Source organism: Streptomyces sp. NPDC044106 (assembly GCF_056433985.1).
Genome location: NZ_JBWKFZ010000014.1, coordinates 89,953 through 116,084, shown reverse-complemented (window position 1 = coordinate 116,084; position 26,132 = coordinate 89,953). Strand labels below are relative to the sequence as shown.

Below are 26,132 nucleotides of genomic sequence, written 5' to 3'. Positions count from 1 at the left end.
TCCTGGGGCTCCGTGCGCCGAGCGTGCGTGCCGGGCGCCGGGGCGCAGACGGGGGTTCAAAGACAGGCTCTCAAGGACGGGTTCGGAGCGTGACGCCCCGCTCGGCCAGCCACTCCCGCGGATCGACCGCCGACCCCGGTTCCGGCGTGAGCCGTACCTCGAAGTGCAGGTGCGGACCGGTCGAGTTGCCGGTCGTGCCGGACTGCCCGATCCACTGACCGGGACGTACCCGCTCCCCCTGGTCGACGGTGACGCCCGCGAGATGCGCGTACTGCGTGAAGTAGCCGCCCTTGTGCCGCACCACCACCTCGATCCCGAAGCTCCCGCCGCACGACACGCTCTCCACCCGGCCCGCGCCGGCCGACCGCACGGGCGTCCCGATGCCGACCGCGAAGTCCTGCCCGGTGTGCCGGTGTGCCCAGCGCCCGCCGACGCTGTCGAAGCCCGCCGAGAGCTCGTAGGACCTCACGGGCGTCACCCACGCGCGCGTGCGGCGCGTTTTCGGCTGATCGAGCCGGACCGCGCCGCGGCACCTCCCCTCCGTCACCGACCGGTCGGCCTCGCCCTGGAGGGTCCACCGGGCCCTTTCCAGCTTCTGATCGATGTCCCGCTTGAGCTCGGCCAGGTGGACCTTGCGCCGCTCCAGGGTGCGCTTGGCGCGGGCCGCCCGGTCCTTGGCGAGGGCGAGCCCGGCCGCCGCCCGCCGGGTCTTGGCGACAGCGCTGTTCACGGCCAGATCGGCCTGCCACCGGATCTGCCTGCCCCGCATCAGGGCGTCGGGGCTGCCCGCGAGGAGGAGTTGCACGGTGTAGAGCGGACCGCCACCGGTGCGGTACTGGGCACTGGCCAGCCGGCCGAGGTCACCGTGCAGCGCCGCCATGTCACGCCGCTCCTCGGCGAGCAGCCGGTTCACCCTCCGGACCTTCGCGCGCTGGCGGCCGACGGCCCGATGCACCTCTTCGTAGCGTGTGGTCGCCACGGAGGCCTCCTCGTACAGCCGTGCCACGTCGACGCTCGTGTCCGGAGCCTCGGAGGCGGGGGCAGGGGGAGCGGACCAGAGCAGCGCGCACAGCAGTACCGGCACGCTGACGAACGGGTGCGGACGGTGGTGGCGGCTCAGCAACATGTCAGGGATCGTTGCCGGTCGCGGTGGCGCGGGTCAGGACCAACTCGTGGACCCGGGGGCCACGGTGCCCCGTACGGCCCACTCGTATACCGCCGAACAGGGCCCGCCACGCTCACTGAGGCCGCCCCGTACTACGTCAGTACGGCGCCTCCCACACCACCGTCGTACCGCCGCCGTCCTCGCCGATCCCGGGCCCGTACCAACTGTCACCGCCCAGCGACTCGGCCCGCCTCTTGAGGTTCCTCAGGCCGCTGCGCCGGCCGCCCTCGGCGATCCCCACGCCGTCGTCGGCGACGGTCAGGCGTACGCCGTGCTGCCCGTCAGGGAGGACGACGGTCGAGTCGACCACGACGTCGATACGGGCGGCCTGCGCGTGCCGGAACGCGTTGGACAACGCCTCCCGCAGCGCCGCGATGAGGTTCTTGCCGGTCAGTTCCCCGACCACCGTGTCGACGGGCCCCACGAAGTGGTGCGACGGTTTGAAGCCCAGCGGGACGGCGGCCATGTTGATCTCGCGCAGGACGCGCGTGCGCAGCCCCGAGGGCGCCTCGGCCGGCCCCTGCTGCAGCGCGAAGATCGCCGTGCGGATCTCCTGGATCGTCACGTCCAGTTCGTCGACGGCGCGGCCGACGCCTACCTGCACCTCCGGCACGACCGACCTGCGCTGGGCGCTCTCCAGCATCATCCCGGTGGCGAACAGCCGCTGGATGACGAGGTCGTGCAGGTCCCTGGCGATCCGGTCGCGGTCCTCGTAGACCGCGAGCCGTTCCCGGTCCCGCTGCGCCTCGGCCATCATCAGCGCGAGCGCGGCCTGCGAGGCGAACTGGGTGGCGAGCGTCCGCTCGGCCTCGGTGAAGGGGCGCGCACCGCGCACGCGCGGCGTCACGAGCGTGCCGAGGACCCGGCCGTCGCTCTGCAGCGGCAGCATCATGACGGGGCCGAACGCACGGGCGGCCTCGGTCATGATGCGCGGGTCGGCGGCCGCGTCGTCGATGAACACGGAGTTGCCTTCGAGGAGGTCGGCCACGATGCGGCTCTCCGCGGGGACGACCATGCCGAGGGCTCCGACGGGCTCCTGCGAGGAGACCGCGACGACCTCCATGCCGCCCTCCTCGTCGGGCAGCAGCACGATGCCCGCGGCCGAGTCCGCGAGGTGCCTGGCCTGCTCGGCGACCACTTCGAGCGCCTCCTCGGCGTCGCTGCCGGACAGCAGGGCCGTGGTGACCGCCACGGAGCCGTCGATCCAGCGCTCACGCTGCTTGGCGGCTTCGTAGAGGCGCGCGTTCCCGATGGCGATGCCCGCCTCCGTGGCGAGGACACGCACCATGTGCACGTCGTAGTCGTTGAAGTCCGCTCCGTTCCGCTTCTCCGTCAGGTAGAGGTTGCCGAAGATCTCTCCCTGGACGCGGATGGGGACGCCGAGGAAGGTCCGCATCGGGGGGTGGTGGGCCGGGAATCCGCAGGAGCGCGGGTCGGCGGAGAGATCGCCGAGGCGCAGCGTCCGCGGCTGGTGGATGAGGGCGCCGAGGAGGCCCTTGTGGCCGTCGGGCAGGTGTCCGATGCGCTCCGCGGTCTCCTCGTCGATGCCGTGGTAGACGAAGTCGGAGAGCCCTTCGCCGTCTTCGGCGACGACGCCGATGGCGGCGTAGCGGGCATCGGCCAGCTCGGCGGCCGTCTCGCAGATGCGGTCCAGAGTGGTGTGCAGTTCGAGTCCGGCACCGACCGACCGCATGGCGTCGAGCAGTTGCGGCACCCGCGAACTCAGCTCGGGCGTGAGCCCTTGGAGGCCGCGGATCGCCAGCTCCGCCGCCTTCACCGTGGTCGGTGTGCCGTCGGGAAGCGGGGGATCGGCGGGGGCCGAAGGTACTGACATGCCTTTGAGCCTAGTAAGTCCTATTTGAAGGGGAAAGCCGAAGCTTTGAAGGGGGAAGCCGAAGCCTCGATCGATCCGATACGTCTCCGGCCCGTCCCCGGCCCGCCGAAGCCGTCCCGCCCGGCTGCCCCTCGGCCCCAGGACACCCCCAGGACGCCCCCTCAAGCCGCCACCAGCAGGTCCGCCGCCCGCTCCACCTCCAGCATCCGCCGCAGCGGCCCCTCCACCGCCGTGAGCTCCGCGTACGTGCCGCGCTGCGCCACCCGTCCCGCGTCAAGGACGAGCACCTCGTCCACGGCGTCGAGGCCGGCGAGCCGGTGGGTGATGAGCAGCGTCGTACGTCCCTCGGTGACGGCCAGCAGGTCGGCGGTGAGGGCGTCGGCGGTCGGCAGGTCGAGGTGCTCTGCGGGCTCGTCGAGGACGAGGACGGGGAAGTCGGCGAGGAGCGCGCGGGCCAGCGCGAGGCGCTGCTGCTGCCCTCCTGAGAGCCGGGCCCCGTGTTCGCCGACGAGGGTGTCGAGCCCCTCCGGCAGCGAGTCGGCCCAGCCGTCGAGCCGTGCCCGCTCCAGGGCGTCGCGCAACTCCCCCTCCGTGGCGTTCTTCTTGGCGAGCAGCAGGTTCTCGCGCACCGAACTGTCGAAGATGTGGGCGTCCTGGGCGCACAGCCCGACCACGCGGCGCACGGCGTCACCGTCCAGGGCGGCCGCGTCCGTGCCACCGAGGGTGTACGTCCCTTCGCTCGCCCCGAGGAACCGCAGCAGCACCTGCGCGAGCGTCGTCTTGCCCGACCCGGAGGGGCCGACCACGGCGATCCGCCGGCCGCGCTCCAGGGTGAGGCCGACGCCGGCGAGCGCGTCCCGGTCCTGCCCCTCGTACCGGGCACGCAGCCCCTCGACGCGCAGCGGGAAGGGCGACTGCGGCGCCCGCGCGGGTACGGCGGGCTCGGGGACGGGCACGGGCGCGTCGAGCACTTCGTAAACGCGTTCGGCGCTCTTGCCGACCCGCTGGCGGTACTGCACGGCGAGCGGCAGCCCCATCACCGCTTCGAAGGCGGCCAGCGGCGTGAGCACGACCGCGGCCAGGGCCACACCGCTGAGCCGCCCGTCGTGGACCGCCTGTACGCCGACGAGCGCGGCCGCGGCGACGGTGAGCCCGGTGGCGAGCGCCCTCAGGCCGTCGCCGAGCGCGGTGGCGGTGGCGCCCCTGGAGGCGATCCGGGTCAGCTCTGCGTCGGCCTCCCCCGCCTTGGCCGTACGCCGCTTCAGCGCCCCGGCGACGATCAACTCCGCGGTTCCGGTGAGCAGGTCGGCGACGCGGGTGGCGAGCACCCCGCGCGCGGGGGCCAGCTTTCGCTCCGCGCGACGGGCCACGGCGCCGCTGACCAGCGGCACGCCGACGCCCGCCGCGAGCAGCCCCGCGGCGAGCACGGCACCCGCCTCGGGCAGCAGCCAGGCGGTGAACCCGACGGCTCCCGCGCTCACGAGGGCCGCGGCGGAGGCGGGGAGCAGCCAGCGCAGCCAGTAGTCCTGCAGGGCGTCGACGTCGGCGACCAGGCGGGAGAGGAGGTCGCCGCGCCGGGCGCCGCGCAGGCCCGCGGGGGCGAGCCGCTCCAGGCGCCGATAGACGGCGACCCTGGTGTCGGCGAGCATCCGCAGCACGGCGTCGTGCGAGACGAGCCGCTCCGCGTACCGGAAGACGGCGCGGCCGATGCCGAAGGCGCGGGTCGCCGTGACGGCGATCATCAGGTACATCACCGGGGGCTGCTCCGAGGCCCTCGATATGAGCCAGCCGGAGGTGGCCATGAGCCCGACGGCGCTGCCGAGGGCGAGGGCGCCGAGGAGCAGGGCGAGGCCCAGCTGACCCCGCCTCGCCCGCGCGGCGTGCCGGACCCTGGCAAGGACCCGGCTCTTCGGGCGGGTCGCGTCCGGATCGCCCGGCACCGCGCTGTCGCCTGGGCTGCCCGCGATGTGCCCGCCCGTGCCGGACGGCGCATCGGACGGCGTCACGGACGGGCGCGCCCCCTGGCGCCGGGAGGCCACGTCCGTGGCGTCCAGCCGTACGACCCGGTCGGCCACCGCAAGGAGCGCGGGACGGTGCACGACCAGCAGAACGGCCCGCCCGACCGCCAGCCGGCGAACCGCCTCGACCACCTCCGCCTCGGTCCCGCCGTCGAGCGCCGCCGTCGGCTCGTCGAGGAGGACCACGGGCCGGTCGGCGAGGAACGCCCGCGCCAGGGCGAGCCGTTGCCGCTGCCCGGCGGAGAGCCCGGCCCCGTCCTCACCGAGGGCGGTGCCGGCCCCGGCGGGCAGCGCGTCCACGAACTCCAGGGCGCCCGCATCCCGCAGAGCCTCCCGCACCTGGGCGTCGTCCGCCTCCGGCCGTGCGAGGCGTACGTTCTCCGCGATGGTCCCGGCGAAGAGGTGCGGCCGCTGCGGGACCCACGCGATCCGCTCCCGCCACCGCTCCGGCGCGACGTCGGCCAGGTCGACCCCGCCGACGCACACCCGCCCCTCGGTGGGCCTGACGAACCCGAGCACCACGTTCAGCAGGGTCGACTTGCCCGCCCCGCTGGGCCCCACGAGCGCCACGGTCTCCCCGGGCGCCACCTGGAAGGCGGCTTTGGAGACGGCGTCCGACGTCCGCCCCGGGTACCGGACCGTCACGCCCTCCACGCTCAGCACGCCCGAGGGCGCCGCCCCGGTCCCGGCGGGCGGCACCGGGGTCTCCAGGACCTCGAAAATCTCCTCGGCGGCCGAGAGCCCCTCCGCCGCCGCGTGGTACTGCGCCCCGACCTGGCGCAGCGGCAGGTACGCCTCGGGCGCGAGGACGAGGACGACGAGTCCGTCGTACAGCTCCATCTCGCCGTGCACGAGCCGCATGCCGATGGTGACCGCGACCAGGGCGACCGAGATCGTGGCGAGCAGTTCCAGGGCGAACGACGACAGGAAGGCGATGCGCAGCGTACGCATCGTGGCCTGCCGGTACTCGCCGGTGATCTTGCGTATCGAGTCGGCCTGGGCCTTCGCGCGACCGAACACCTTCAGGGTCGGAAGCCCCGCGACCACGTCCAGGAAATGTCCTGAGAGCCGTGAGAGGAGCCGCCACTGACGGTCCATGCGGTTCTGCGTGGCCCAGCCGATCAGGATCATGAAGACCGGGATGAGCGGCAGGGTGACGACGATGATCACCGCCGATACCCAGTCCTCGGTGACGATGCGGGCGAGCACCGCCACCGGCACGACCACCGCGAGCCCCAGCTGCGGCAGATAGCGGGAGAAGTAGTCGTCGAGCGCGTCCACGCCCCGCGTGGCGAGGGAGATCAGCGAACCCGTGCGCTGCTCTCCCAGCCACCCGGGTCCGAGCGCGCCCGCCCGCTCCAACAGCCGCCCCCGCAACTCCGACTTGACCGCCGCGCTCGCCCGGTGCGCGGCGAGCTCGGTCAGCCAGGAGACCAGGCCCCGCCCCAGCGCGACCAGAGTGAGCAGCACCAAGGGCGTGCTCAAGTCACCTGCGGAGAGGCTCTTCTGGAAGGCGCCCACCACGATCTCGGCGATGAGCATCGCCTGACCGATGACCAGGCCGGCGCCGATCAGCCCCAGAACCACCACGGCGACCAGGAAGAAGCGAGTGGCGCGGGCGTATCGCAGCAGGCGCGGGTCGATTGGTTTCACGTGAAACACACCCTCCGAAGGGCAGGGGAGCGGCAGGTGACGACGGGCTCAGTGCGCCGCGTCGGCGATGTGCTGCGTACCGATCCGCTTGCGGAACACCCAGTACGTCCACGACTGGTAGAGCAGCACGACCGGTGTAGCGACGCCCGCGCACCACGTCATGATCTTCAGCGTGTACGGGCTGGACGAGGCGTTGGTGACCGTCAGGCTCCACTCCTCGTTCAGCGACGACGGCATGACGTTCGGGAAGAGCGTCAGGAAGAGCATCGCGACGGCCGCCGCGATCGTGATCCCCGACAGCGCGAACGACCAGCCCTCACGCCCGATCTTGATCGCCACGAGGGCACCCACCAGGGCGGCCACCGCCACGATCATCGCGATCAGGCTCTTGCCGTCGCCCTTGTCGGCCTGGGTCCAGGTCAGGAATCCGAGCGCGAGCACGGCCGTCACGAGCCCGAGGCCCAACGCGGTCTTCCGCGCCCGCACCCGGATGTCACCCACCGTCTTGAGGGAGGCGAACACCGCTCCGTGGAAGGTGAACAGTGTCAGGGTGACCAGGCCGCCCAGGATCGCGTACGGGTTGAGCAGGTCCCAGAAGCCGCCCACGTACTCCTTGTGGCCGTCGATCTTCACGCCGCGCACGATGTTGCCGAAGGCGATGCCCCACAGCAGTGCCGGGATCAGGGAGGTCCAGAAGATCGCGTGCTCCCAGTTGGTCTGCCAGCGCTCCTCGGGCCGCTTGGCGCGGTATTCGAAGGCGACACCGCGCACGATCAGGCAGATCAGGATGAGCAGCAGCGGCAGGTAGAAGCCGGAGAAGAGCGTGGCGTACCACTCGGGGAAGGCGGCGAAGGTCGCGCCGCCCGCCGTGAGCAGCCACACCTCGTTGCCGTCCCAGACGGGACCGATGGTGTTGATGAGCACCCGCTTCTCGACCCGGTCGCGGGCGAGCAGCTTGGTGAGGACCCCTATCCCGAAGTCGAACCCCTCCAGGAAGAAGTAGCCGATCCACAGAACGGCGATCAGTACGAACCAGACGTCGTGAAGTTCCATGTCGTCGTCGCTCCTTCCTTCAGTACGAGAAGGCCATGGGCCGGTCGGAATCGGCGTCGGAATCGGAGCCCGAGCCCGAATCCTTGCCAGAGCCGGGGCCGCCGATCTTGGTGGGCGGGTCGAGGTCCGCCTCGGTCAGCTCGGGCGGGCCCTGCCTGACGTACTTGAGCAGCAGCTTCACCTCGATGACGGCGAGGATCGCGTAGATCAGCGTGAACCCGATCAGGGAGGTGAGCACCTCGCCCTGCGAGACCCCGGGGGAGACGGCGTCCCTGGTGCGCAGGACCCCGTAGACCACCCAGGGCTGCCGCCCCGTCTCGGTGAAAATCCAGCCCCAGGCGGTGCCGATGAGGGGGAAGATCAGTGTCCACTGCGAGAGCCGCCACCACCACGTGCCGAGCCTCGGCGCGAGCTCCTTGTCCTTGGTGAGCATCAGCTTGGGGATGTCGTCCGCGCCGGTGCGGTGCTCGGGCGCCAGCCAGAACTTCTTCCGGGTCAGCCAGAGGCCCGCGGTGCACAGCGCCATCGAGACGCCGCCGAAGCCGATCATCCAGCGGTAGGACCAGTAGGCGGTGGGGATGTTGGGCCGGTAGTCGCCGGGCCCGTACTTCTCCCGCGCCTCCTTGTTGAGGTCGTTGATGCCGGGGATCTCGGCGTTGAAGTTGTTCTTGGCGAGGAAGGACAGGACGCCGGGGACCTGGATGGCGACGTCGTTGTGCCCCTTGGCGACATCGCCGTACGCGAAGATCGAGAACGGCGCCGGCTTCTCGCTCTCCCACAGCGCCTCGGCCGCCGACATCTTCATCGGCTGCTGCTCGTACATGACCTTGCCGAGGGTGTCGGCGCTGACGACGGTGAGCAGCGTGCCGGCGAACGCGGCGACCAGACCGAGCCGCATCGACATCCGCATGGTGCGGATGTGCTGCTTCTTGCGCAGGTGGAAGATGGCGATGCCGGTCATGAAGGCGCCGCCGACCAGGATGGCCGCCGAGATGACGTGGAAGAAGTTGACGAGCGCCGTCTCCTGGAAGAGCACCTTGGCGAAGTCGGTGAGCTCCGCGCGCTTGGTGCCGTCCCGCTCCACGATCTTGTAGCCGACCGGGTGCTGCATAAAGGCGTTGGCCGCGATGATGAAGTACGCCGACAGGACGGTTCCGATGGAGACGATCCAGATCGTGGCGCAGTGCAGCTTCTTCGGCAGCTTGTCCCAGCCGAAGATCCACAGCCCGATGAAGGTCGACTCGAAGAAGAACGCGATCAGCGCCTCGAACGCGAGCGGCGCGCCGAAGACGTCACCGACGAAGCGCGAGTAGTCGGACCAGTTCATGCCGAACTGGAACTCCTGGACGATGCCGGTGACGACACCCATCGCGATGTTGATCAGGAACAGCTTTCCCCAGAACTTGGTCGCTCGGAGGTAATGCTCCTTGCCGGTCCGCACCCACGCCGTCTCGAGGATCGCCGTCAGGGCGGCGAGCGAGATCGTCAGGGGGACGAACAGGAAGTGGTAGACGGTCGTGATGCCGAACTGCCATCGCGCCAGGGTTTCCGGCGCCAGAGCCAGGTCCACTGCGGCTTCTCCTTACTCACCGCGGGCCAAGGAGGCAGCTTTGCCCCTTTTATCCCGCTGATCTCCGGACGAACCGGGACGCGCTTGTGAACGCGTTCACATTCACAAGCATTATGTCGTACCGGCTGCGCACATCCAAAGGGGGGTCCCCTTTACCGCCGGGAACGCCGGAACACCAGGAACACCGGAACACCGGGAAGGCCCCGGACTGCTGTCCGGGGCCTTCCCTGTCGCTTCAACATCTTGTTGCATCCGCGCCATGCGGATACGGATCTCCTGGCCTCCTTCGAGGCTAGAGCTCCTTGCGGAACGCCTCCGCCGCCCGCAGAAAGAGGTCGTTGGCCTCGGTCTCGCCGATCGTGGCCCGCATCCCCTCACCGGCGAACGGCCGCACGACCACACCGGCCTTCTCGCACGCCGCCGCGAAATCCGCCGTACGGTCCCCGAGCCGCAGCCACACGAAGTTCGCCTGCGTCTCCGGCACCGTCCAGCCCTGGCCGCGCAGCGTCTCGACCACGCGCGTGCGCTCGGCGACCAGCGAGTCGACCCGCCCCATCAGCTCGTCCTCGGCGCGCAGCGACGCCACCGCCGCGTCCTGCGCCAGCTGACTCACGCCGAAAGGCACCGCCGTCTTGCGCAGCGCGGCGGCCACCGGCTCGTGGGCGACCGCGAAGCCGACACGCAGGCCCGCGAGGCCGTACGCCTTGGAGAACGTGCGCAGGACGCAGACGTTGGGGCGGTCACGGTAGATCTCGATGCCGTCCGGCACCTCGGGGTCGCGGATGAACTCGCGGTACGCCTCGTCCAGGACGACCAGCACATCACTCGGCACCCGGTCCAGGAACCGCTCGAGTTCCGCCCTGCGGACCACGGTGCCCGTGGGGTTGTTGGGGTTGCAGACGAAGATGAGGCGGGTGCGGTCGGTGATGGCCGCGGCCATCGCGTCGAGGTCGTGCACCTCGTCGTCCGTCAGCGGCACCCGTACCGAGGTCGCACCGCTGACCTGCGTGATAATCGGGTACGCCTCGAAGGACCGCCACGCGTAGATCACCTCGTCGCCCGGACCGGAGGTGGCCTGCAGCAGCTGCTGGGCGACGCCGACGGAGCCGGTGCCCGTGGCGATGTGCGAGACGGGCACCCCGAAACGCTCGGCCAGCTCACTCATCAGGGCCGTGCACGCCATGTCGGGGTAGCGGTTGAAGGAACCGGCCGCCGCGAGCGCACTCTCCATGACGCCGGGAAGCGGCGGGTAGGGGTTCTCGTTGGAGGACAGCTTGTAGGCCACCGGACCGCCGGCCGCGGCGGGCTTGCCCGGCTTGTAGGTGGGGACACCTTCCAGCTCGGCGCGCAGCCTCGGGCTCGTCTCGCTCACCGCAGTCCTCCTCGTAGCCAGTCTCGACACGTTCGAATACTGCTTACCTTATGAGGATTGGGCGCCCCTGCGAATGGCCTTCCGATATCGGCGTACGAACGATCCGGCATCGACGCACGGGCGATCCGGCATCGGCGTACGCGGCGATCCGATATCGGCGTACGCGGCGGAGGGGGCGCTCCGTGCTCCCCCACGCGCCGGTGGCTCGCTCCGTGGCGCGCGTCCCCCGTGAAGGTGAGTTGAGACCTCTTCGAGACCTGATCCATTTGGCAGGCTCATGCGTGACGATCACGGGCAGCTGACCGTCCGGCCGCCCAACTCCCTTGCATTCCATGGTCATTGAGCCGCACACGCCATGCAGAAACGTGCCTGTCAACGAGTGAATATGCGTCCCTGCTACCCACCCGCATGAGCCCTACTATCGGCTCGCCATGACAGCAGCAGGGAAGCACCAGGTGAGCCGAGCGGAGACCGCGCGCCGGGGCAACCGGCAGAGTCGAGCGGGGATCAGAGACGTCGCCGCAGCCGCCGGTGTCTCCATCACGACTGTCTCCGACGCCCTCAACGGCAAGGGGCGGCTTCCCGACGCCACCCGACGCCATGTCCGCGAAGTCGCAGAGCGGCTGGGCTACCGCCCGTCCGCCGCGGCCCGCACCCTCCGTACCGGCAAATCCGGCCTCATCGGCCTGACCGTGACGACGTACGGGGATGAACCTTTCACCTTCACCGAGTTCGCCTACTTCGCCGAGATGGCCAGAGCCGCCACCTCGGCCGCCCTGGCCAGGGGATACGCCCTGGTCATCCTCCCCGCCACCTCGCGCCGCAGCCCCGTCGACGTGTGGTCGAACGTCGCACTCGACGGGACCGTCGTCGTCGACCCCTCCGACCACGACCCCGTGGTCAGCGAACTGGTCAGACAGGGCCTCCCGGTCGTCTCCGACGGCCGCCCGGCCGGCTCCCTGCCGGTCACCGCCTGGGTCGACAACGACCACGAGGCGGCGGTCCTGGAGATCCTCGACCACCTCGCCGCCGCCGGTGCCCGCCGGATCGGCCTCCTCACCGGCACCACCACGGACACGTACACCCACCTCTCCACCACCGCCTACCTGCGCTGGTGCGAACGCGTCGGGCAGGACCCGGTCTACGAGTCCTATCCCGCGCACGACCCCTGCGCAGGCGCCGTCGCCGCCGACCGGCTGCTCGCCAGGCCCGATCGGCCCGACGCCGTCTACGGCCTCTTCGACCCCAACGGCACCGATCTCCTCGCCGCCGCCCGGCGGTACGGCCTGCGCGTCCCCGACGACCTGCTGCTCGTCTGCTGCAGCGAGTCCACCGTGTACGCCACCACGGAACCGCCGATCACCACGCTCTCCCTCAAACCCCGGCGCATCGGCACAGCCGTCGTCCAGCTCCTCATCGACGCCATCGAGGGCCTCGACACGGGCCGTCCCATCGAGCAGGTGATACCGACCGAACTGATCGTGCGCACCTCGTCCGAGCGACGTCCGCCGCGCACGACGGTCAGCCCGCCCCGATCGCCCGGCCACGGCTGACCGCTTCCGCCCAAGCGTCCCGACACCGGGCAGAGGTTGGTGTATCCCCCGCCACCAGCGGGGAAACCTCTGCCCAATTCGGGAGAAAACCTCGGCGAACCGGGCTTCAGTACCGATTCACCACCCCTGGTGCACCACACAGCGGGAGCCGCATTCCTATGATGGGCGGACGACACCGCGGGCCGCTGCGACCAAGCAGTCCGATCTCGGTGCAGATGCGGCGCAATGGTGGTGGAGGGGTCGATGACTCAGGGGGCCGGTCAGGGACCCGATGTGCGGACGGCGACGCTGCGCGACTTCCGCGTACCGGCGTACGTCCATGAGACGACCGCTCCCGGCCCCGCGAGCCCAGGAGCTCCCGGCGAGCCGCCGGAGGAGGGCTACACCCCCACCCAGCGCGATCTGCCCGTCATCAACCGGGGAGACACCGTCCAGGTGCAGGTCATGCCGGAGCCGCCGCAGCCGCGGGCCAGCGAGGAGCACGGGCCCCTGTTCGTCGTGGGCGACGTGCACGGCTATCTGGAGGAGCTCCTCGCGGCCCTCCATGAGCAGGGCCTCATCGACGCCGAGGGCAACTGGGCCGCGGGCAACGCGCGCCTGTGGTTCCTCGGCGACTTCACCGACCGCGGTCCCGACGGCATCGGCGTCATCGACCTCGTGATGCGCCTTTCCGCCGAGGCCGCCGCCGCCGGTGGCTACTGCAAGGCGCTCATGGGCAACCACGAGCTGCTCCTGCTCGGCGCCAAGCGCTTCGGCGACACCCCCGTCAACTCCGGCGCCGGCACCGCCACCTTCCAGGCCGCCTGGCTGCTGAACGGCGGGCAGAAGACCGACATGGAGCGGCTGGAGGACCACCACCTGCAGTGGATGGCCCGCTTGGACGCGATGGAGGAGGCCGACGGCCACCTGCTCGTGCACTCCGACACAACCGCCTATCTGGATTACGGCGACTCGATCGAGGCGGTGAACGACACCATCCGGGAGACCCTCACGCGCAATGACGCCGACGAGTGCTGGGACCTCTTCCGCAAGTTCACCAAACGCTTCGCCTTCCGCGACGAGTCGGGCCCCTCGGCCGTCCGCGAACTCCTCGACATCTATGGCGGCACACGCATCGTCCACGGCCACAGCCCCATCCCCTACCTCCTGGGCGATGTCGGCTCCGAGGACGAGTCGGACGGCGGCGGCCCGGTCATCGAGGGTCCGCACGTGTACGCCGACGGCCTGGCCATCGCCATGGACGGCGGAGTGACCATGGCCGGAAAGCTACTGGTCCAGCAACTCCCACTGGCTGACTGAGGCTTCAGCGGGCAGGCGTTCCTCTACACGATCACGCTGACCAGGGTGGCAAATTCTGGAAACCCCCTGTCACCGCATGCGGTCACGGCTCTACCATCGGCTTATCCGTAGCAGGCTCCCCTCCGTTTCTGCCCAACGGCTCGTAGCCATGCGAGCCTCAGCCCTACGGAGCATCGGGGGATGCACATGAACAGCGCTCCACACCTGCTCAATGAGGACCGCCCCGAATACGAGCGGATTCTCGATGAGGCGCTGCGCAACGCACCTGACCGTCCTGAACTCGCCGCCGTGGGCCAGCGGCTCAACACCGAACAACTGCGCACCATGGCCCTGAACGCGACAGCACTGATCACGGCCGCGGCAGCGGCCGAGTACGCGCACTACGTGAAGGTTCGCGAGGAGTTGCGCGAACCTCGACCGACATCCACCACGATCCGTGAAAGGAACGGACAGAGCGCCGCGGAGTCGGGCTCCGGCGGCCTCAGCCTCGCCACCACGATGGGCGAGGTGGCGGAACCGGTGGCAGCGGGAGCCGGGGCGATCGCCGTCGTCGCGGTCCTCGCACCCGTCCTCGCGGGGGCGGCCGCCGCGATATTCCTGCTCGTCGGCTACATCCTGAAGATGCTCAACCCCGAGCCCGCCTTCGCGGACACCCTGCTCACCGCGGGATGGCTGTTCGGCGCGCTCACCGCAGGGGGCATCCTGGTCGCCGCGGTCGGTCTGCTCCTGACCGCTCTGCGCAACGGCTCCACCTCGCTCCAGGCAGAACTCCACGGCGAGCAGTGCGAGGAGGTGTCCCGGGCCAGGGAAGACTGGGGCCGGGCGCTCCTCGAGCGGGGCGTCGTACCGTTCCTGCGGGAGGCCCTGACGGAACCGGGGGCGGCTCCGGCCGCCCGCGCGCCGTCTCCGGGCGCCGGGGAATCCGGCAAGGGCGGCCGCATGCCCCAACTCGGCTACCACAGGCCGGGGTTCAGCAGCCCGGACGGCGGCCAGACCGCGGGGTCCCGGCCGAGCTACTCGAGCCCGGACTTCTCCAGCCCCGATTTCGGCGGTCCCGACCACAAGCCGGAGTAGTAGGGCCGGGGACGGGCACGGGCAAGACCGTGCACAGGTACGCAGGGGCCGGACGAAGGGCCGGCCAGGTCAGACCGTATGACCTGGCCGAACACCCGGCTGGACGAGGCGCGGGGCAGGGCAGTGACCGGCTGGATGCCGGTGTGCTGCCCTGCTTCCGCGTGCCGTCGGCCGTGGGGACGGCTCAGTCGGCGATCGGCAGATAGACCCGGTTGCCCGCCGCGGCGAACTCCCTGGACTTCTGCTCCATGCCCGCCTCGATGTCATCGGCGGCCAGGTCACTGTCGGCCAGGTCACCGCCGTGCCGGCGCCGAATGTCCTGAGAGATCTTCATGCTGCAGAACTTCGGCCCGCACATCGAGCAGAAGTGCGCCGTCTTCGCGGGTTCGGCCGGCAGCGTCTCGTCGTGGAACTCCCGCGCCGTGACCGGATCGAGGGCCAGATTGAACTGGTCCTCCCAACGGAACTCGAACCGCGCGTCCGAGAGCGCGTCGTCCCAGTCCTGCGCGCCCGGGTGCCCCTTGGCCAGGTCGGCGGCATGGGCCGCGATCTTGTAGGTGATCACGCCCGTCTTGACGTCGTCCCTGTTCGGCAGGCCGAGGTGCTCCTTCGGCGTGACGTAACAGAGCATCGCCGTGCCCCACCAGCCGATCATCGCGGCACCGATGCCGGAGGTGATGTGGTCGTAGGCGGGTGCGATGTCCGTGGTCAGCGGGCCGAGCGTGTAGAACGGCGCCTCCTCGCAGATCTCCTGCTGGAGGTCGATGTTCTCCTTGATCTTGTGCATCGGGACGTGACCGGGGCCCTCGATCATCGTCTGTACGTTGTGACGCTTGGCGATCGTGTTGAGTTCCCCGAGCGTCCGCAACTCGGCGAACTGCGCCTCGTCGTTGGCGTCCGCGATCGAGCCGGGGCGCAGGCCGTCGCCGAGCGAGTACGTCACGTCGTATGCCGCGAGGATCTCGCAGAGCTCCTCGAAGTGCTCGTAGAGGAAGCTCTCCTTGTGGTGCGCGAGGCACCAGGCGGCCATGATCGAACCGCCGCGCGAGACGATGCCGGTCTTGCGGCGCGCGGTGAGCGGGACGTACGGCAGGCGCACGCCCGCGTGCACCGTCATGTAGTCCACGCCCTGCTCGGCCTGTTCGATGACCGTGTCCTTGTAGATCTCCCAGGTCAGCTCCTCGGCCTTGCCGTCGACCTTCTCCAGGGCCTGGTAGAGCGGCACGGTGCCGATCGGCACGGGGGAGTTGCGCAGGACCCACTCACGGGTGGTGTGGATGTTGCGGCCGGTGGACAGATCCATGACCGTGTCGGCGCCCCATTTGGTCGCCCACGTCATCTTGTCCACCTCCTCCTCGATGGAGGAGGTCACCGCGGAGTTGCCGATGTTGGCGTTCACCTTCACCAGGAACTTCTTGCCGATGATCATCGGCTCGATCTCCGGGTGGTTGACGTTGGCCGGGATCACCGCGCGGCCCGCGGCGACCTCGGCGCGCACGACCTCGGGGTCGAGGTTCTCGCGGATCCCGATGAACTCCATCTCGGGCGTGATCTCACCGCGCCGGGCGTACGCGAGCTGCGTCACCGCCTGACCGTCGCGGGCCCGACGCGGCTGGCGGGGGCGGCCGGGGAAGACCGCGTCGAGGTTCTTGAGCCCTCCGCGGGGCGAGGTGTGCTTGAGGCCGTCGTCCTCGGGGCGAAGCGGACGGCCGACGTACTCCTCGGTGTCGCCGCGGGCGATGATCCAGTTCTCCCGCAGCGGCGGCAGCCCGCGGCGGACGTCGGTCTCGGCCGACGGGTCGGTGTACGGGCCCGAGGTGTCGTACAGGGTGACGGACTTGCCATTGGTGAGGTGCACCTGGCGGACCGGCACGCGCAGGTCGGGGCGCGAGCCCTCGACATACGCCTTGTGCCAGCCGATGGACTTCCCGGCCTCGTCGGCCGCGACGGTGTTCTCGTCGCTGCCGGAGGCAGGCGTGCGTGTGTCCGATGTGGTCATGAGACCTACTCCCTACGCCGGCATTACCCGGTAACAGGTTCGGCGGTCGACGCAGCGGATCCCGTACGGCTCGTGCACGATCGTGCCCGTTCGTACGGAGGTCAGCGCCCTCTCAGCCCGGTGCTCCGAGCTCCCGCGATTGCAAAGGTGGCACCACGCTAGCGTCATATCGGCCGCGCTGAACAGAGGGCCCCCTTCGTTCTTGCGATGATCGGGCAGTGACCACCACAGAACCGCCGCTCCCCCCGCCCTCCCGCCCCCCGTCCGGGCCACCGGCCCCGGCCCCGCCCCCGAACGGAAGCTTTCCAGGTGACGGGCGTGTGCACGGGGGGCAGGGAGACGGAGGACAGGGACACGGAGGAGAGGGGTCCGGGCCACACGGGCACGGGTCCGGGTCACACGGGCAGGGCGGGTCACACGGGCACGGGTCCGGGCATGGTGAACACGGGCACTCGCACAGTCACGGTCCGGCCGCTCCCGTCTCCAAGCACCTCCGCAAGGTCATCGCCGCGGTACTCATCCCCTTCGCCGCCGCAGTCGTCGTGGGCCTGGCCGTGCTGTGGCCCGGAGGCACACCGGGACACGAACGCACCGGCGTCGGCTTCGACCGGCAGACACAGTCGGCGAAGGTCACCAAGGTGCAGGAACTGCCCTGCAAAGACCTCAGCCCGTCACAGCCCCAGCCGAACGGCGACACCTCCACCGCCGAGGGACAGTCCGCGCAGTCCCGGGCGGCGGGCATCTGCAAAAAGGCGACGATCGAGGTCGGCAGCGGCAAGGACAAGGGCCGCACCTTCACCGAGATCATCCAGCCGGACTCGCCCCGGCAACTGAAGCAGGGCCAACAGGTGGTGGTCGCCTACGAGCCCAAGGCCCCCGAAGGACTCCAGTACTCCGTCACCGACGTCAACCGCAAGATTCCGATGGCTCTGCTCGCCGGCATCTTCGCACTCGCCGTCGTCGTGGTGGGACGGCTGCGCGGCATGATGGCCCTGGTCGCCCTCGCCATCAGCTTCCTGGTGCTCACCTTCTTCATCCTGCCCGCCATCCTGCAGGGCTCGAACCCACTGGTCGTGGCAGTGATCGGGGCGAGCGCCATCATGCTCATCGCGCTCTACCTCTGCCACGGCCTCACAGCCCGTACGTCGGTCGCGGTGCTCGGTACGCTCATCTCCCTCCTTCTGATCGGCTTGCTCGGCTCACTCTTCATCGGCTGGGCCTCCCTGACCGGCAACACGGATGACAACACCGGCCTCATCCACGGCCTTTACCCGTCCATCGACATGAGCGGGCTGCTGCTCGCGGGCGTCATCATCGGCTCGCTCGGCGTCCTCGACGATGTGACGGTCACCCAGACCTCCGCGGTCTGGGAACTGCACCAGGCCAACCCGACCATGGGCTGGCGCGGTCTGTACCGTGCGGGCATCCGCATCGGCCGCGACCACATCGCCTCCGTCGTCAACACCCTCGTCCTCGCCTACGCGGGTGCCGCCCTGCCCCTCCTCCTTCTCTTCTCGATCGCTCAGTCCAGCGTGGGCACGGTGGCCAACAGCGAGTTGGTCGCCGAGGAGATCGTCCGCACCCTGATCGGCTCGATCGGCCTGGTCGCCTCAGTGCCGGTCACGACCGCACTCGCCGCCCTGGTCGTCTCGGCGGACCGCACGACGGGGGCGGGGGGCAGTGCGGGCGCCGGGGGGAATGCCGGAGCCGGTGCGAGTGGGGGTGTGGGTGCGGGTGTGAGTGCGGGTACGCGTGTGAATGCGGGCCCTGTTGCAGGGGCGGGTGCTGGTGCTGCCGGTTCCGCTCGGCCGTCGCGCGGTGGGAAGGGGCGACGGCGCAAGCGCTAGTTGATCCGGGGCTTGGGGTTGGGGTTGGAGGTTGAGGCGCTCGGGGGCCGGATGCACGGGGCGTCCGGAGACGATCGGTGCACCCGGGCACTCAAGCCGCTGTACGCGCCCCGAGGGCCCCGCCAGCAAATGCACCAAAATGCCACTGACTGTATGGAGTTGTTGGCGGCAACGAGTCAACCCGCGTTCTGCTCCTCCGCGAGGATCCGGTCCAGCGCCTCGTCGAGGTGTGCGTCGAAGTCGGCGAGCACCCGCTCCTGTCCGAGCGGCACCAACTTGTCCGTGCGGTCGAGGAAGGCGAGCAGCGGCGGGATGCCCACCCGGAACAGCGCTTGGTCCGCACCGACCTGAAGCCTGATCAGGGCCTCGTCCAGCAGACCGGTATCGGTGGGCTCGATCCGCACATCACCGTCGCCGCACGGCCTGCCCACCCCGTCGATCAACAACTCCCGCCCGAAGGCCCAGGTCACCGGAGTGTCCCCCGGCAGATGGAACGTCAGCCGCACGGCATAGGGATCGTCGATCTCGTAGCGCAGCTCCACCGGGATGCGAAATGACAGTTCCTCGGAAACGAGAAAGCTCATCATGACCTCTGCCTGCACCGTCTCGTCCATCGCGCCCTACCCCGTCACTTAGCCGTCGAGGAGCCAGGAACCAACTCCCTGACACCCTCGCATCTTGCTCAACGTGCGTGTCAGATCACAAGGAGTGAGTTTTCAGATGCTGATAGAGAAGGCGAGTGTTCCTAGTAGCTTTCCGATCTCCCGTTGCAACCGGTGGGCTGCGGGCAGCAGTCGGTCGGCTTGATAGGCCGGAACGGAGATGGCCATGGTCGCGGCCGTGTCACCCGCTGTAATCGGGATTGCCGCGCAGACCGTCCCCAGCGCGTACTCCTGACGCTCCACGACGGGCCGCATCCGCTCCATGGCATCGAGTCGGCGGATGAATGTGCGGTCGTCCCGGACCGAATAGCGCGTGGTCGGCTGGACCGGGTAGCGGTCGAGGTGGTCCAGTCGTGCCTCGTTGTCCAGCTGGCCGAGCAGGCACTGCCCGATCGCGTGCGCATGTCCTGTCTCCCTGAAGTCAGCCCATTCCTCCACGGCGGGGTTGCCCGGGGTGTCCGCGACGGCCACGATGTCGATCTCGCCCTCGCGGTAGACGGCGAAGTACACGGGGACGCCGATGGTGTCCCGCCAATGCGCCATGGACTCTTCGATCGCTCCGCGCCGCTTCTGCTCCGCCCCGCTGCTGCTCAGCCGCTCGGCCGCCTCGCCGAGCACGAACACACCCTTCTCCCTGCGCAGATAGCCCTCATGGGTCAGGGTGCGCAGCAGGTGGTACGCGGTGGGGAGGGCAAGCCCCGCCTCACGGGCCAACTGCTTTGCAGGCGCGCCTCCTTGGTGCGAGGCGGCGGCTTCCAGTAGCCGCATCGCCCGTTGTACCGAGCCGATGAGGGTCGGCCCGACGGTCGCGGAACTGGTGTCGGTCGGCGAAGAGGTGTCGATCGGTGAGGTTGTGTCGATCGGTGAGGTTGTGTCGATCGGTGAGGTTGTGGTGTCGGCCGCGGCCAAGGTTCACTCCCGAAGCGCGTGGGGGCCCGCCCGGGCCCGGAGTAGCGAGGGAGGGGCAGTACGCGTGCGCCCGTACACGGAGATCGCCCCCCGCGTCGGTTTCCGGACTCTAATCCTTGGCCTTCGCTCTACGGTGCCTCACCGCGAAACTTCCCCCGGGCGAGGGAACCGATTCGCAAAATCACCAGTCAGTGGTCAGGATCTGACGGCGGGCGGTCACCAGTCGGTGCGGGACGAGGACGAGCCGGATATGAACTTCCGTACGACGTAGATGAGTCCACCGACCAAGGCTACGAATATCAGCGCCTTGAAGAGCAGACCGACCACGAATCCGACAACGGTCGCTATCACGCCGCCGAACACGACGAGTGCGATGACGGGCACAGCCACCCACTTCACCCACCACGGCATTCCCGCAAAGATCTCCTTCGCTGCCACGTCCTTACCTCTCTCTGCTCTGTCCGCACTCCCGCGCTCTTCGCCTCGGTGCGGTTCCTGAATTCCTGCAGGTCCCTGGCTTCTCACATTCGAGACTAAGGTGCCAAAGAGCTCCGCGGGGGCCTCGGAGCCCTTGTCCTCCCCTGATCCGACCCTGAGAGAACCCCGAGGCCCCAGCCCTGATCAGGACTCGGGCGGAGAGAAGACGACGAGTACGCGCAGGTCCTCGCTGATGTGGTGGAACTTGTGGGCCACTCCCGCCGGCACATAGACGACGCTGCCCCGCGCCACCTGCGTGGTCTCCGTGCCGACCGTGATCGAGGCGCGGCCGCTGACGACCATGTACACCTCGTCCTGGCGGTGCGGCTGCTGCGGGTCGGACTCCCCGGCCTTCAGCGCGTACAGCCCGACCGACATGTTCCGCTCGTGCAGGAATTGCAGGTAGGCGCCGTCGTTCGCGGCGCGCTCCGCCTCCAGCTCGTCCAGTCGGAAAGCCTTCATCGCTCTCGTACACCCCTCGCTGATGCCCGTTGTGCCGCCGCTCGGCCTGCCACTGCTCGCGGGCTCCCGTGAGCCGACCGTTCCCGGCTCGTGTCTGCCACGATCAGACACATGAAGAATTTTGTAGTCAAGACGATCGCCAACGCCGCGGCCCTGGCTGTCGCCGTGTGGCTGCTCGACAAGATCACCCTGACCGGTGACGGCACCGGGAAGAAGGTGGGCACGCTCATCGTCGTCGCCCTACTCTTCGGTCTGGTGAACTTCCTGGTCAAGCCGGTGGTGAAGGTCCTCACCTTCCCCCTGTTCATCCTGACGCTCGGTCTGATCACCTTCGTGGTCAACGCCCTGATGCTGCTGCTGACCTCGTGGCTGGCCGACAAGCTCGACGTCAGTTTCCACGTCGAGGGCTTCTGGACCGCCGTCCTGGGCGGCCTGATCATCTCGATCGTGTCCTGGGCCATGAATGTCGTGCTCCCCGACGACAAGGACTGACTGCCGAACCCTCCGGCGGCCGAGGGGTGAGGGGGCCGAAGAGTGTCTGAGAATGGTGGGGGCGGCGAGCGGAAGCCCGCTCGGCGTTGTACGTGAAGCAGTGGAGAGGCGGGCGGCATGACGGAACCGGGACGCGTGGACGACGGCGCGGCGCGCATAGGCGACGGCACGCGTGCCGTGCGGGCCGGGTTGCCCGAGCCCGTGAAGTACGAACCGACGCTGCCCGGCCCGGTGTTCGCAGCCCACTTCCATCTGCCTGGCGACCCGACGGGCGGATATGCCTACGGACGCGACGACAACCCCACCTGGACGCACCTGGAGCGCGCCATCGGGGATTTGGAGGCGCCGGGCTCCGGTACGGACGTCGAGACGCTCGTCTTCGCCTCCGGTATGGCCGCGATCTCCGCGGTCCTGTTCTCGCAGCTGCGCGCCGGCGACGTGGTGGTTCTGCCGGACGACGGATATCAGGTCCTGCCGTTGGTCCGCGAGCAGCTCTCGGCGTACGGCATCGAGGTGCGCACCGCCCCGACTGGCGGTGATGCCCAGCTCGACGTCCTGGACGGCGCCAAGCTGCTGTGGATCGAGACGCCTTCCAACCCCGGCCTCGACGTGTGCGACGTGCGGCGGCTCGCCGATGCGGCACACGCGCGTGGCGCCCTGGTGGCCGTCGACAACACCCTGGCGACGCCGCTCGGCCAGCGGCCCCTCGAACTCGGCGCCGATTTCGCGGTTGCCAGCGGTACCAAGATGCTCACCGGCCACGGAGACATCCTGCTGGGATACGTCGCCTGCCGTGACGCGCAGATGACCGCCTCCGTGCGGCAGTGGCGCAAGATCGTCGGGGCTATCCCAGGGCCGATGGAGGCCTGGCTCGCGCACAGGTCGCTCGCCACGCTCCAACTCCGCGCCGACCGGCAGAACGGGAATGCTCTGGCCGTCGCGGAGGCCCTGCGCGACCGCGCCGATGTGTCGGGGCTGCGCTACCCCGGGCTGCCCGGTGACCCCTCCCACGAGATCGCCTCGCGGCAGATGCGGCGCTTCGGGTGCGTGGTCTCTTTCACGCTGCCCACGCGCGCGCGTGCCGAGCGCTTCCTCAAAGCACTGCACCTGGTCGACGATGCCACGAGCTTCGGGGGCGTACGGTCCACGGCCGAACGCCGTCGCCGTTGGGGTGGTGACGCCGTCGCGGAGGGCTTCATCCGCTTCTCCGCGGGCGCCGAGGACCCTGCTGACCTCGTGGCGGACGTGTTGCGCGCCCTAGACGAGTCGGCCGCCCCCGCGGGCTGACCACCCCGGCGGGTGCCACCGGTAGCCCCTCAGCGGATCCACGGCATGGTCTCCAGGCGGACCGCCAGTGGCACTCCGGCTACGCACAACGAACGGTCCAAGCCTCCCCCACGTGGCTCGGACCACCTGAATTCACCGTCGAGCGCGCGCTGCCCGCCCGGCCTTAGTGACTGCTGCACGCCGCCGCGGACTGGGCTTGATGGGGGCGGGGCCGACCCGCGATGTTTCACGTGGAACAGTCCGGGCCACATTTTCCCCATGACCGTCCGACCCGTGGTCAAGCGCACCGCACGTGCCGTCCTACTGGACGGAGACGACCTGATCCTGATCAAGCGCACCAAGCCCGGCGTCGATCCGTACTGGGTCACCCCGGGCGGCGGAGTGGAGGCGGAGGACGCTTCCGTCGTCGACGCGCTCCACCGCGAGGTCCACGAGGAGCTCGGTGCCAAGATCGTCGACGTCGTGCCCTGCTTCGTCGACACCGTGGAGCACATTGGTGAGGACGGCGGCGCGACCGGAGTGAAGGTGCAGCACTTCTTCGTCTGCCGACTTGAGTCCATGGACACCGGCCAGCGGCACGGACCCGAGGTCGAGGACCCGTGCGGCGAGTACGAGATCGTGCACGTGCCCTTCACTCGGGTCGGCATCGCCTCGGTACACCTCGTACCGCTGTCACTCCGGCACTATCTGGACGGCAACATCGAGGGCGTACGTGCGATGCACGCCCCCGACCTCGGTTAGTCCGCCGCCGGCCCGGGTCGTTCCGCCACAGGACCGGCTCAGTCCGCCGTCGCCATCAGTTCCTCGACCGAGTCATGGCGGATTCTGCCCTCGGGGATTCCGATGTCCCGCAGGGTGTCCACGCCGTTGCGGATCATTCCGGGCGGGCCGGAGAGATAGGCGTCGTACTCGTTCCACGGTCCGTACTCCCGCACGGCATCCGGCAGTTGGGCCCGCTGGTCGACGAACGGTCGTACGGCGAGCCACGGATGGGTCTGTTGCAGTCGCAGCATCGTGTCGATGTCGTACAGGTCGTGATCGGTGCGCGCCCCGTAGAACACCTCGACCGGGCGGCGCCTGCCGTGCTCGGCGACGTCCTCGACCAATGCCTTGATGGGCGCGATGCCCGTGCCTCCACCCAGGCACAGCAATCCGCTGTCGGTGGTGTGGTCGACGGTCATCGAACCGGCGGGCGGGCCGAGCCGCAGGACGTCGCCGGGACGGGCGTGATGCACCAAGGCGTTCGACACCCACCCCGCCGGGACGGCTTTCACGTGGAAGGACAGCAGCCCGTCGGAACGTGGCGCCGATGCGAAGGAGTAGTGGCGCCAGATCCGTGGCCACCAGGGGGTCTCCAGGCTGGTGTACTGCCCGGCGAGGAAGGGGTACGGCTGGTCGGGGCGGACCGTGACGACCGCTATGTCGGGGGTCCGGAGGTCGTGCGAGACCACTTCGGCGAACCACCACGCCGGGGCGCGCAGTTCGTCCTCGGCGGCCGCATCGATCATGACCTGCGAGATCGTCGTGTACGTCCGGACCCAGGCGGCTTCGGTCTCCTCGTCCCAGACCGCGCTCGCGTACCGGCTCAGCGAACCGATCAGGCACTCGCCGACGGCCGGGTAGTGCTCGGGCTGCGTGCCGTACTTGCGGTGACCCCGTCCGAGGTTCTTCAGATACGAGACGAGCACGTCGGGGTGGTCGATGTGCTCGGCCGAGGTCAGCAGCGCCTTGAGAATCCGGTCCCGCTGGGTGTCCATCGCCCCGGGGAAGAGGGCGCGCAGGTCGGGGTGGCGGGTGAAGAGCAGCGCGTAGAAGTACGAGGTGACCTTGTCGGCGACAGGGGCGATTTCGGCCATCGTGCGTTGGACCAGAACCGCGTCGGGGGACGCCTTCCGCGAGGGCTTCGCCTCCGGGGACGGTATCGGCGGCGAGGCCGGCTGGGGTTGCGGCGCCGGAGTCCGAGAGGGCTGGTGTTGATCCTGCGGCAAGACCTGTGGCGGCTGGGCCTGGGCACCCGGAGCCTGGACACTCGGAGCCTGGGCACCCGGAGCTGCGGATATTCGCTCGTCCGTCGACTCCGTGGCGGTCGACGACGGGGGAGCGTCGGACTGCCGGCTGTCGGCGTCCTCCGGCCGCGCCGAAGGCCTGCGCGGGGTGAACCAGCCGCCCCCGTCGCCGGTCGTGCCGTCATCCGCCGACGTGGTGGTCGGAGCGTCCATGCTGTGCCTCGCCTCGAACATCTCTCGGTCGGTCTGCGCACTTCCTGCCGGAAGCTGCCTGTGTTCCCCGCTCTGCCTGGACGGCCGTTACGGCCACATTGAACCCCGGCCCCCCGGGCCCTACGGACAAGTAGGGCGAGAATGTGACATTGGCCGCAGCCGTCTCACCGCAGCATCCCATTGCCCGTCGTCGCGCCGTCCGGATAACCGGAAGTGCGAGTTCTGGATCTCTCCACCCCGTTAGGCTTCATTACCTGCGCGCGTACCCCCCCCCAGGGTGCGAGAGACGCACCCGGCACGAACCGTGATCGACCATACCGGCAGCCTCCCGACGCACAAGTACCTCTTCCCTTCGCACGGAATTCTGTCGATCTGGCTGTCAATTGCCTCAATTACCCGCCGTGCCGGACCAATTCGTACGCCTTACGCAGATCCCGCCCGACATAGGAGTGGGTCGCCAGGCTCACCAGCCGTTGGTCCGCATTGACCGCCACGGAGACCGGCACTACGCCGAACAACTCCAGGTCGGAAAGCGAGTCGCCGTACGCGACGCAATCGCTGCGGTCCACCCCGAACTCTTCACAGAGCCGGTTCGCGATCTTCACCTTGGCCGCCGCATTGAGAATGCCCGTCGGATCGACGGGTTCGCTGAACGGTACGGCCGGGAAACGCGAACCATGTGCGGCATGCGCGCCCCATCCGATGAGCCGCTCCACGAAGAATGACGGCGAGAGGGAGACCACCGCGCTGTAGTCACCGCGCTCCCTGATGTCGGCCCAGGTCTCCTGGATGCCGGAGAGCCATGGCGCTCCGTCGAAAGCAGCCTTCACCTGGGCATCCGTTAGCTCGGCCCACAGGGCGTGCACCCGCTCCGCGTACTCCGGTGAATCGATGCGTCCTGCCACGAAGCCCCGTTCGAGCTCGGCGATCTCCGCATCCAGACCGAGCTGTCGCGATATCTCCACGGGCGCCGCCGTGCCGTGCAGCAGCGTCCCGTCCAGATCGAAGAGATGTAGGCGTGCCATGTCCGCCGAGGCTAGTGCCCCTTGCCACCCGGGCTGCCAGACACCCCGTCCCGCACTGCTTGGCCCCACGTTTCACGTGAAACATGACCTTCCCGTAGGTCGCCTGTCGGCGTAGCAGCCTGAGACAACGTGGCCAGAACCAACGTGGTTCTGCCCACAAAC

The 26,132-nt window shown here is 69.4% G+C and carries 20 protein-coding genes; 7 read left to right on the top strand and 13 right to left on the bottom strand.

Annotated features, from left to right (window positions below; translation table 11 throughout):
* Window positions 1-70 precede the first annotated feature (70 nt).
* From AC07DI_RS25805 to hisC, 6 genes are all read right to left on the bottom strand, one after another.
* The gene (locus AC07DI_RS25805) at window positions 71-1,126 is read right to left on the bottom strand and encodes a M23 family metallopeptidase (RefSeq protein WP_478906266.1); all 1,056 of its coding nucleotides are present in this window, start codon (window positions 1,124-1,126) and stop codon (window positions 71-73) included.
* A gap of 136 nt (window positions 1,127-1,262) precedes the next feature.
* Window positions 1,263-2,999: a sensor histidine kinase gene (locus AC07DI_RS25800; RefSeq protein WP_478906265.1), complete on the bottom strand. Its 1,737-nt coding sequence runs from the start codon at window positions 2,997-2,999 to the stop codon at window positions 1,263-1,265.
* 161 nt (window positions 3,000-3,160) lie between these two features.
* Window positions 3,161-6,670 carry a thiol reductant ABC exporter subunit CydD gene (gene cydD, locus AC07DI_RS25795; RefSeq protein ID WP_478906264.1) on the bottom strand — a complete coding sequence of 1,170 codons (3,510 nt, stop codon included), beginning with the start codon at window positions 6,668-6,670 and terminating at the stop codon, window positions 3,161-3,163.
* 48 nt (window positions 6,671-6,718) lie between these two features.
* Window positions 6,719-7,723, bottom strand: coding sequence for a cytochrome d ubiquinol oxidase subunit II (cydB, locus tag AC07DI_RS25790; RefSeq protein WP_478906263.1), 1,005 nt, complete (start codon window positions 7,721-7,723; stop codon window positions 6,719-6,721).
* 19 nt (window positions 7,724-7,742) lie between these two features.
* Window positions 7,743-9,293, bottom strand: a complete 1,551-nt coding sequence (locus AC07DI_RS25785) for a cytochrome ubiquinol oxidase subunit I (RefSeq protein WP_478906262.1) — start codon at window positions 9,291-9,293, stop codon at window positions 7,743-7,745.
* 292 nt (window positions 9,294-9,585) lie between these two features.
* A complete protein-coding gene (gene hisC, locus AC07DI_RS25780; RefSeq protein WP_478906261.1) occupies window positions 9,586-10,665 on the bottom strand; it encodes a histidinol-phosphate transaminase in 1,080 nt (359 codons plus the stop codon).
* 431 nt (window positions 10,666-11,096) lie between these two features.
* Here hisC and AC07DI_RS25775 point away from each other — a divergent pair, with 431 nt between their 5' ends.
* The 3 genes from AC07DI_RS25775 to AC07DI_RS25765 all read left to right on the top strand — a co-directional run bounded on the left by AC07DI_RS25775 (window position 11,097) and on the right by AC07DI_RS25765 (window position 14,591).
* Window positions 11,097-12,218: a LacI family DNA-binding transcriptional regulator gene (locus AC07DI_RS25775; RefSeq protein ID WP_361718992.1), complete on the top strand. Its 1,122-nt coding sequence runs from the start codon at window positions 11,097-11,099 to the stop codon at window positions 12,216-12,218.
* 243 nt (window positions 12,219-12,461) lie between these two features.
* A complete protein-coding gene (locus AC07DI_RS25770; RefSeq protein WP_384254498.1) occupies window positions 12,462-13,517 on the top strand; it encodes a metallophosphoesterase in 1,056 nt (351 codons plus the stop codon).
* Between the two features lie 180 nt (window positions 13,518-13,697).
* Window positions 13,698-14,591 carry a hypothetical protein gene (locus tag AC07DI_RS25765; protein WP_478906260.1) on the top strand — a complete coding sequence of 298 codons (894 nt, stop codon included), beginning with the start codon at window positions 13,698-13,700 and terminating at the stop codon, window positions 14,589-14,591.
* Window positions 14,592-14,775: 184 nt separating this feature from the next.
* On the opposite strand, the gene thiC is transcribed toward AC07DI_RS25765, so the two are convergent.
* On the bottom strand, window positions 14,776-16,590 hold the full coding sequence (thiC, locus tag AC07DI_RS25760) for a phosphomethylpyrimidine synthase ThiC (protein WP_384254493.1): 1,815 nt from the start codon (window positions 16,588-16,590) through the stop codon (window positions 14,776-14,778).
* Window positions 16,591-16,808: 218 nt separating this feature from the next.
* Here thiC and AC07DI_RS25755 point away from each other — a divergent pair, with 218 nt between their 5' ends.
* On the top strand, window positions 16,809-18,437 hold the full coding sequence (locus tag AC07DI_RS25755; RefSeq protein ID WP_478906259.1) for a YibE/F family protein: 1,629 nt from the start codon (window positions 16,809-16,811) through the stop codon (window positions 18,435-18,437).
* 176 nt (window positions 18,438-18,613) lie between these two features.
* Here the strand turns inward: AC07DI_RS25755 and AC07DI_RS25750 are convergent, their stop codons facing one another.
* From AC07DI_RS25750 to AC07DI_RS25735, 4 genes are all read right to left on the bottom strand, one after another.
* On the bottom strand, window positions 18,614-19,051 hold the full coding sequence (locus tag AC07DI_RS25750; protein ID WP_384254488.1) for an SsgA family sporulation/cell division regulator: 438 nt from the start codon (window positions 19,049-19,051) through the stop codon (window positions 18,614-18,616).
* A gap of 102 nt (window positions 19,052-19,153) precedes the next feature.
* On the bottom strand, window positions 19,154-19,867 hold the full coding sequence (locus AC07DI_RS25745; protein WP_478906383.1) for an IclR family transcriptional regulator: 714 nt from the start codon (window positions 19,865-19,867) through the stop codon (window positions 19,154-19,156).
* A 357-nt stretch (window positions 19,868-20,224) separates the two neighbouring features.
* Complete coding sequence (locus AC07DI_RS25740) at window positions 20,225-20,446, bottom strand: DUF5326 family protein (RefSeq protein WP_384254486.1); 222 nt, start codon at window positions 20,444-20,446, stop codon at window positions 20,225-20,227.
* A 183-nt stretch (window positions 20,447-20,629) separates the two neighbouring features.
* Window positions 20,630-20,947, bottom strand: a complete 318-nt coding sequence (locus AC07DI_RS25735) for a cupin domain-containing protein (RefSeq protein ID WP_384254483.1) — start codon at window positions 20,945-20,947, stop codon at window positions 20,630-20,632.
* A 111-nt stretch (window positions 20,948-21,058) separates the two neighbouring features.
* Here AC07DI_RS25735 and AC07DI_RS25730 point away from each other — a divergent pair, with 111 nt between their 5' ends.
* From AC07DI_RS25730 to AC07DI_RS25720, 3 genes are all read left to right on the top strand, one after another.
* Window positions 21,059-21,439: a phage holin family protein gene (locus AC07DI_RS25730; protein ID WP_384254481.1), complete on the top strand. Its 381-nt coding sequence runs from the start codon at window positions 21,059-21,061 to the stop codon at window positions 21,437-21,439.
* A gap of 117 nt (window positions 21,440-21,556) precedes the next feature.
* On the top strand, window positions 21,557-22,726 hold the full coding sequence (locus AC07DI_RS25725; protein WP_478906258.1) for a cystathionine gamma-lyase: 1,170 nt from the start codon (window positions 21,557-21,559) through the stop codon (window positions 22,724-22,726).
* Window positions 22,727-22,984: 258 nt separating this feature from the next.
* The gene (locus tag AC07DI_RS25720; protein ID WP_384254475.1) at window positions 22,985-23,467 is read left to right on the top strand and encodes an NUDIX domain-containing protein; all 483 of its coding nucleotides are present in this window, start codon (window positions 22,985-22,987) and stop codon (window positions 23,465-23,467) included.
* A gap of 38 nt (window positions 23,468-23,505) precedes the next feature.
* Here the strand turns inward: AC07DI_RS25720 and AC07DI_RS25715 are convergent, their stop codons facing one another.
* Both AC07DI_RS25715 and AC07DI_RS25710 read right to left on the bottom strand, forming a co-directional pair.
* On the bottom strand, window positions 23,506-24,966 hold the full coding sequence (locus AC07DI_RS25715) for a globin domain-containing protein (RefSeq protein WP_478906257.1): 1,461 nt from the start codon (window positions 24,964-24,966) through the stop codon (window positions 23,506-23,508).
* Window positions 24,967-25,337: 371 nt separating this feature from the next.
* A complete protein-coding gene (locus AC07DI_RS25710) occupies window positions 25,338-25,970 on the bottom strand; it encodes an HAD family hydrolase (protein ID WP_478906256.1) in 633 nt (210 codons plus the stop codon).
* Between the last annotated feature and the right edge of the window lie 162 nt (window positions 25,971-26,132).

Bases quoted from the DNA above. Each gene is read 5' to 3' on its own strand.
- AC07DI_RS25765 (WP_478906260.1), top strand. From the start codon at position 13,698: ATGCACATGAACAGCGCTCCACACCTGCTCAATGAGGACCGCCCCGAA.
- AC07DI_RS25710 (WP_478906256.1), bottom strand. From the start codon at position 25,970: ATGGCACGCCTACATCTCTTCGATCTGGACGGGACGCTGCTGCACGGC.
- AC07DI_RS25725 (WP_478906258.1), top strand. From the start codon at position 21,557: ATGACGGAACCGGGACGCGTGGACGACGGCGCGGCGCGCATAGGCGAC.
- AC07DI_RS25805 (WP_478906266.1), bottom strand. From the start codon at position 1,126: ATGTTGCTGAGCCGCCACCACCGTCCGCACCCGTTCGTCAGCGTGCCG.
- AC07DI_RS25770 (WP_384254498.1), top strand. From the start codon at position 12,462: ATGACTCAGGGGGCCGGTCAGGGACCCGATGTGCGGACGGCGACGCTG.
- AC07DI_RS25735 (WP_384254483.1), bottom strand. From the start codon at position 20,947: ATGAAGGCTTTCCGACTGGACGAGCTGGAGGCGGAGCGCGCCGCGAAC.
- thiC (WP_384254493.1), bottom strand. From the start codon at position 16,590: ATGACCACATCGGACACACGCACGCCTGCCTCCGGCAGCGACGAGAAC.
- AC07DI_RS25750 (WP_384254488.1), bottom strand. From the start codon at position 19,051: ATGGACGAGACGGTGCAGGCAGAGGTCATGATGAGCTTTCTCGTTTCC.
- AC07DI_RS25800 (WP_478906265.1), bottom strand. From the start codon at position 2,999: ATGTCAGTACCTTCGGCCCCCGCCGATCCCCCGCTTCCCGACGGCACA.
- AC07DI_RS25775 (WP_361718992.1), top strand. From the start codon at position 11,097: ATGACAGCAGCAGGGAAGCACCAGGTGAGCCGAGCGGAGACCGCGCGC.
- AC07DI_RS25715 (WP_478906257.1), bottom strand. From the start codon at position 24,966: ATGTTCGAGGCGAGGCACAGCATGGACGCTCCGACCACCACGTCGGCG.
- AC07DI_RS25720 (WP_384254475.1), top strand. From the start codon at position 22,985: ATGACCGTCCGACCCGTGGTCAAGCGCACCGCACGTGCCGTCCTACTG.
- AC07DI_RS25745 (WP_478906383.1), bottom strand. From the start codon at position 19,867: ATGCGGCTACTGGAAGCCGCCGCCTCGCACCAAGGAGGCGCGCCTGCA.
- cydB (WP_478906263.1), bottom strand. From the start codon at position 7,723: ATGGAACTTCACGACGTCTGGTTCGTACTGATCGCCGTTCTGTGGATC.
- AC07DI_RS25730 (WP_384254481.1), top strand. From the start codon at position 21,059: ATGAAGAATTTTGTAGTCAAGACGATCGCCAACGCCGCGGCCCTGGCT.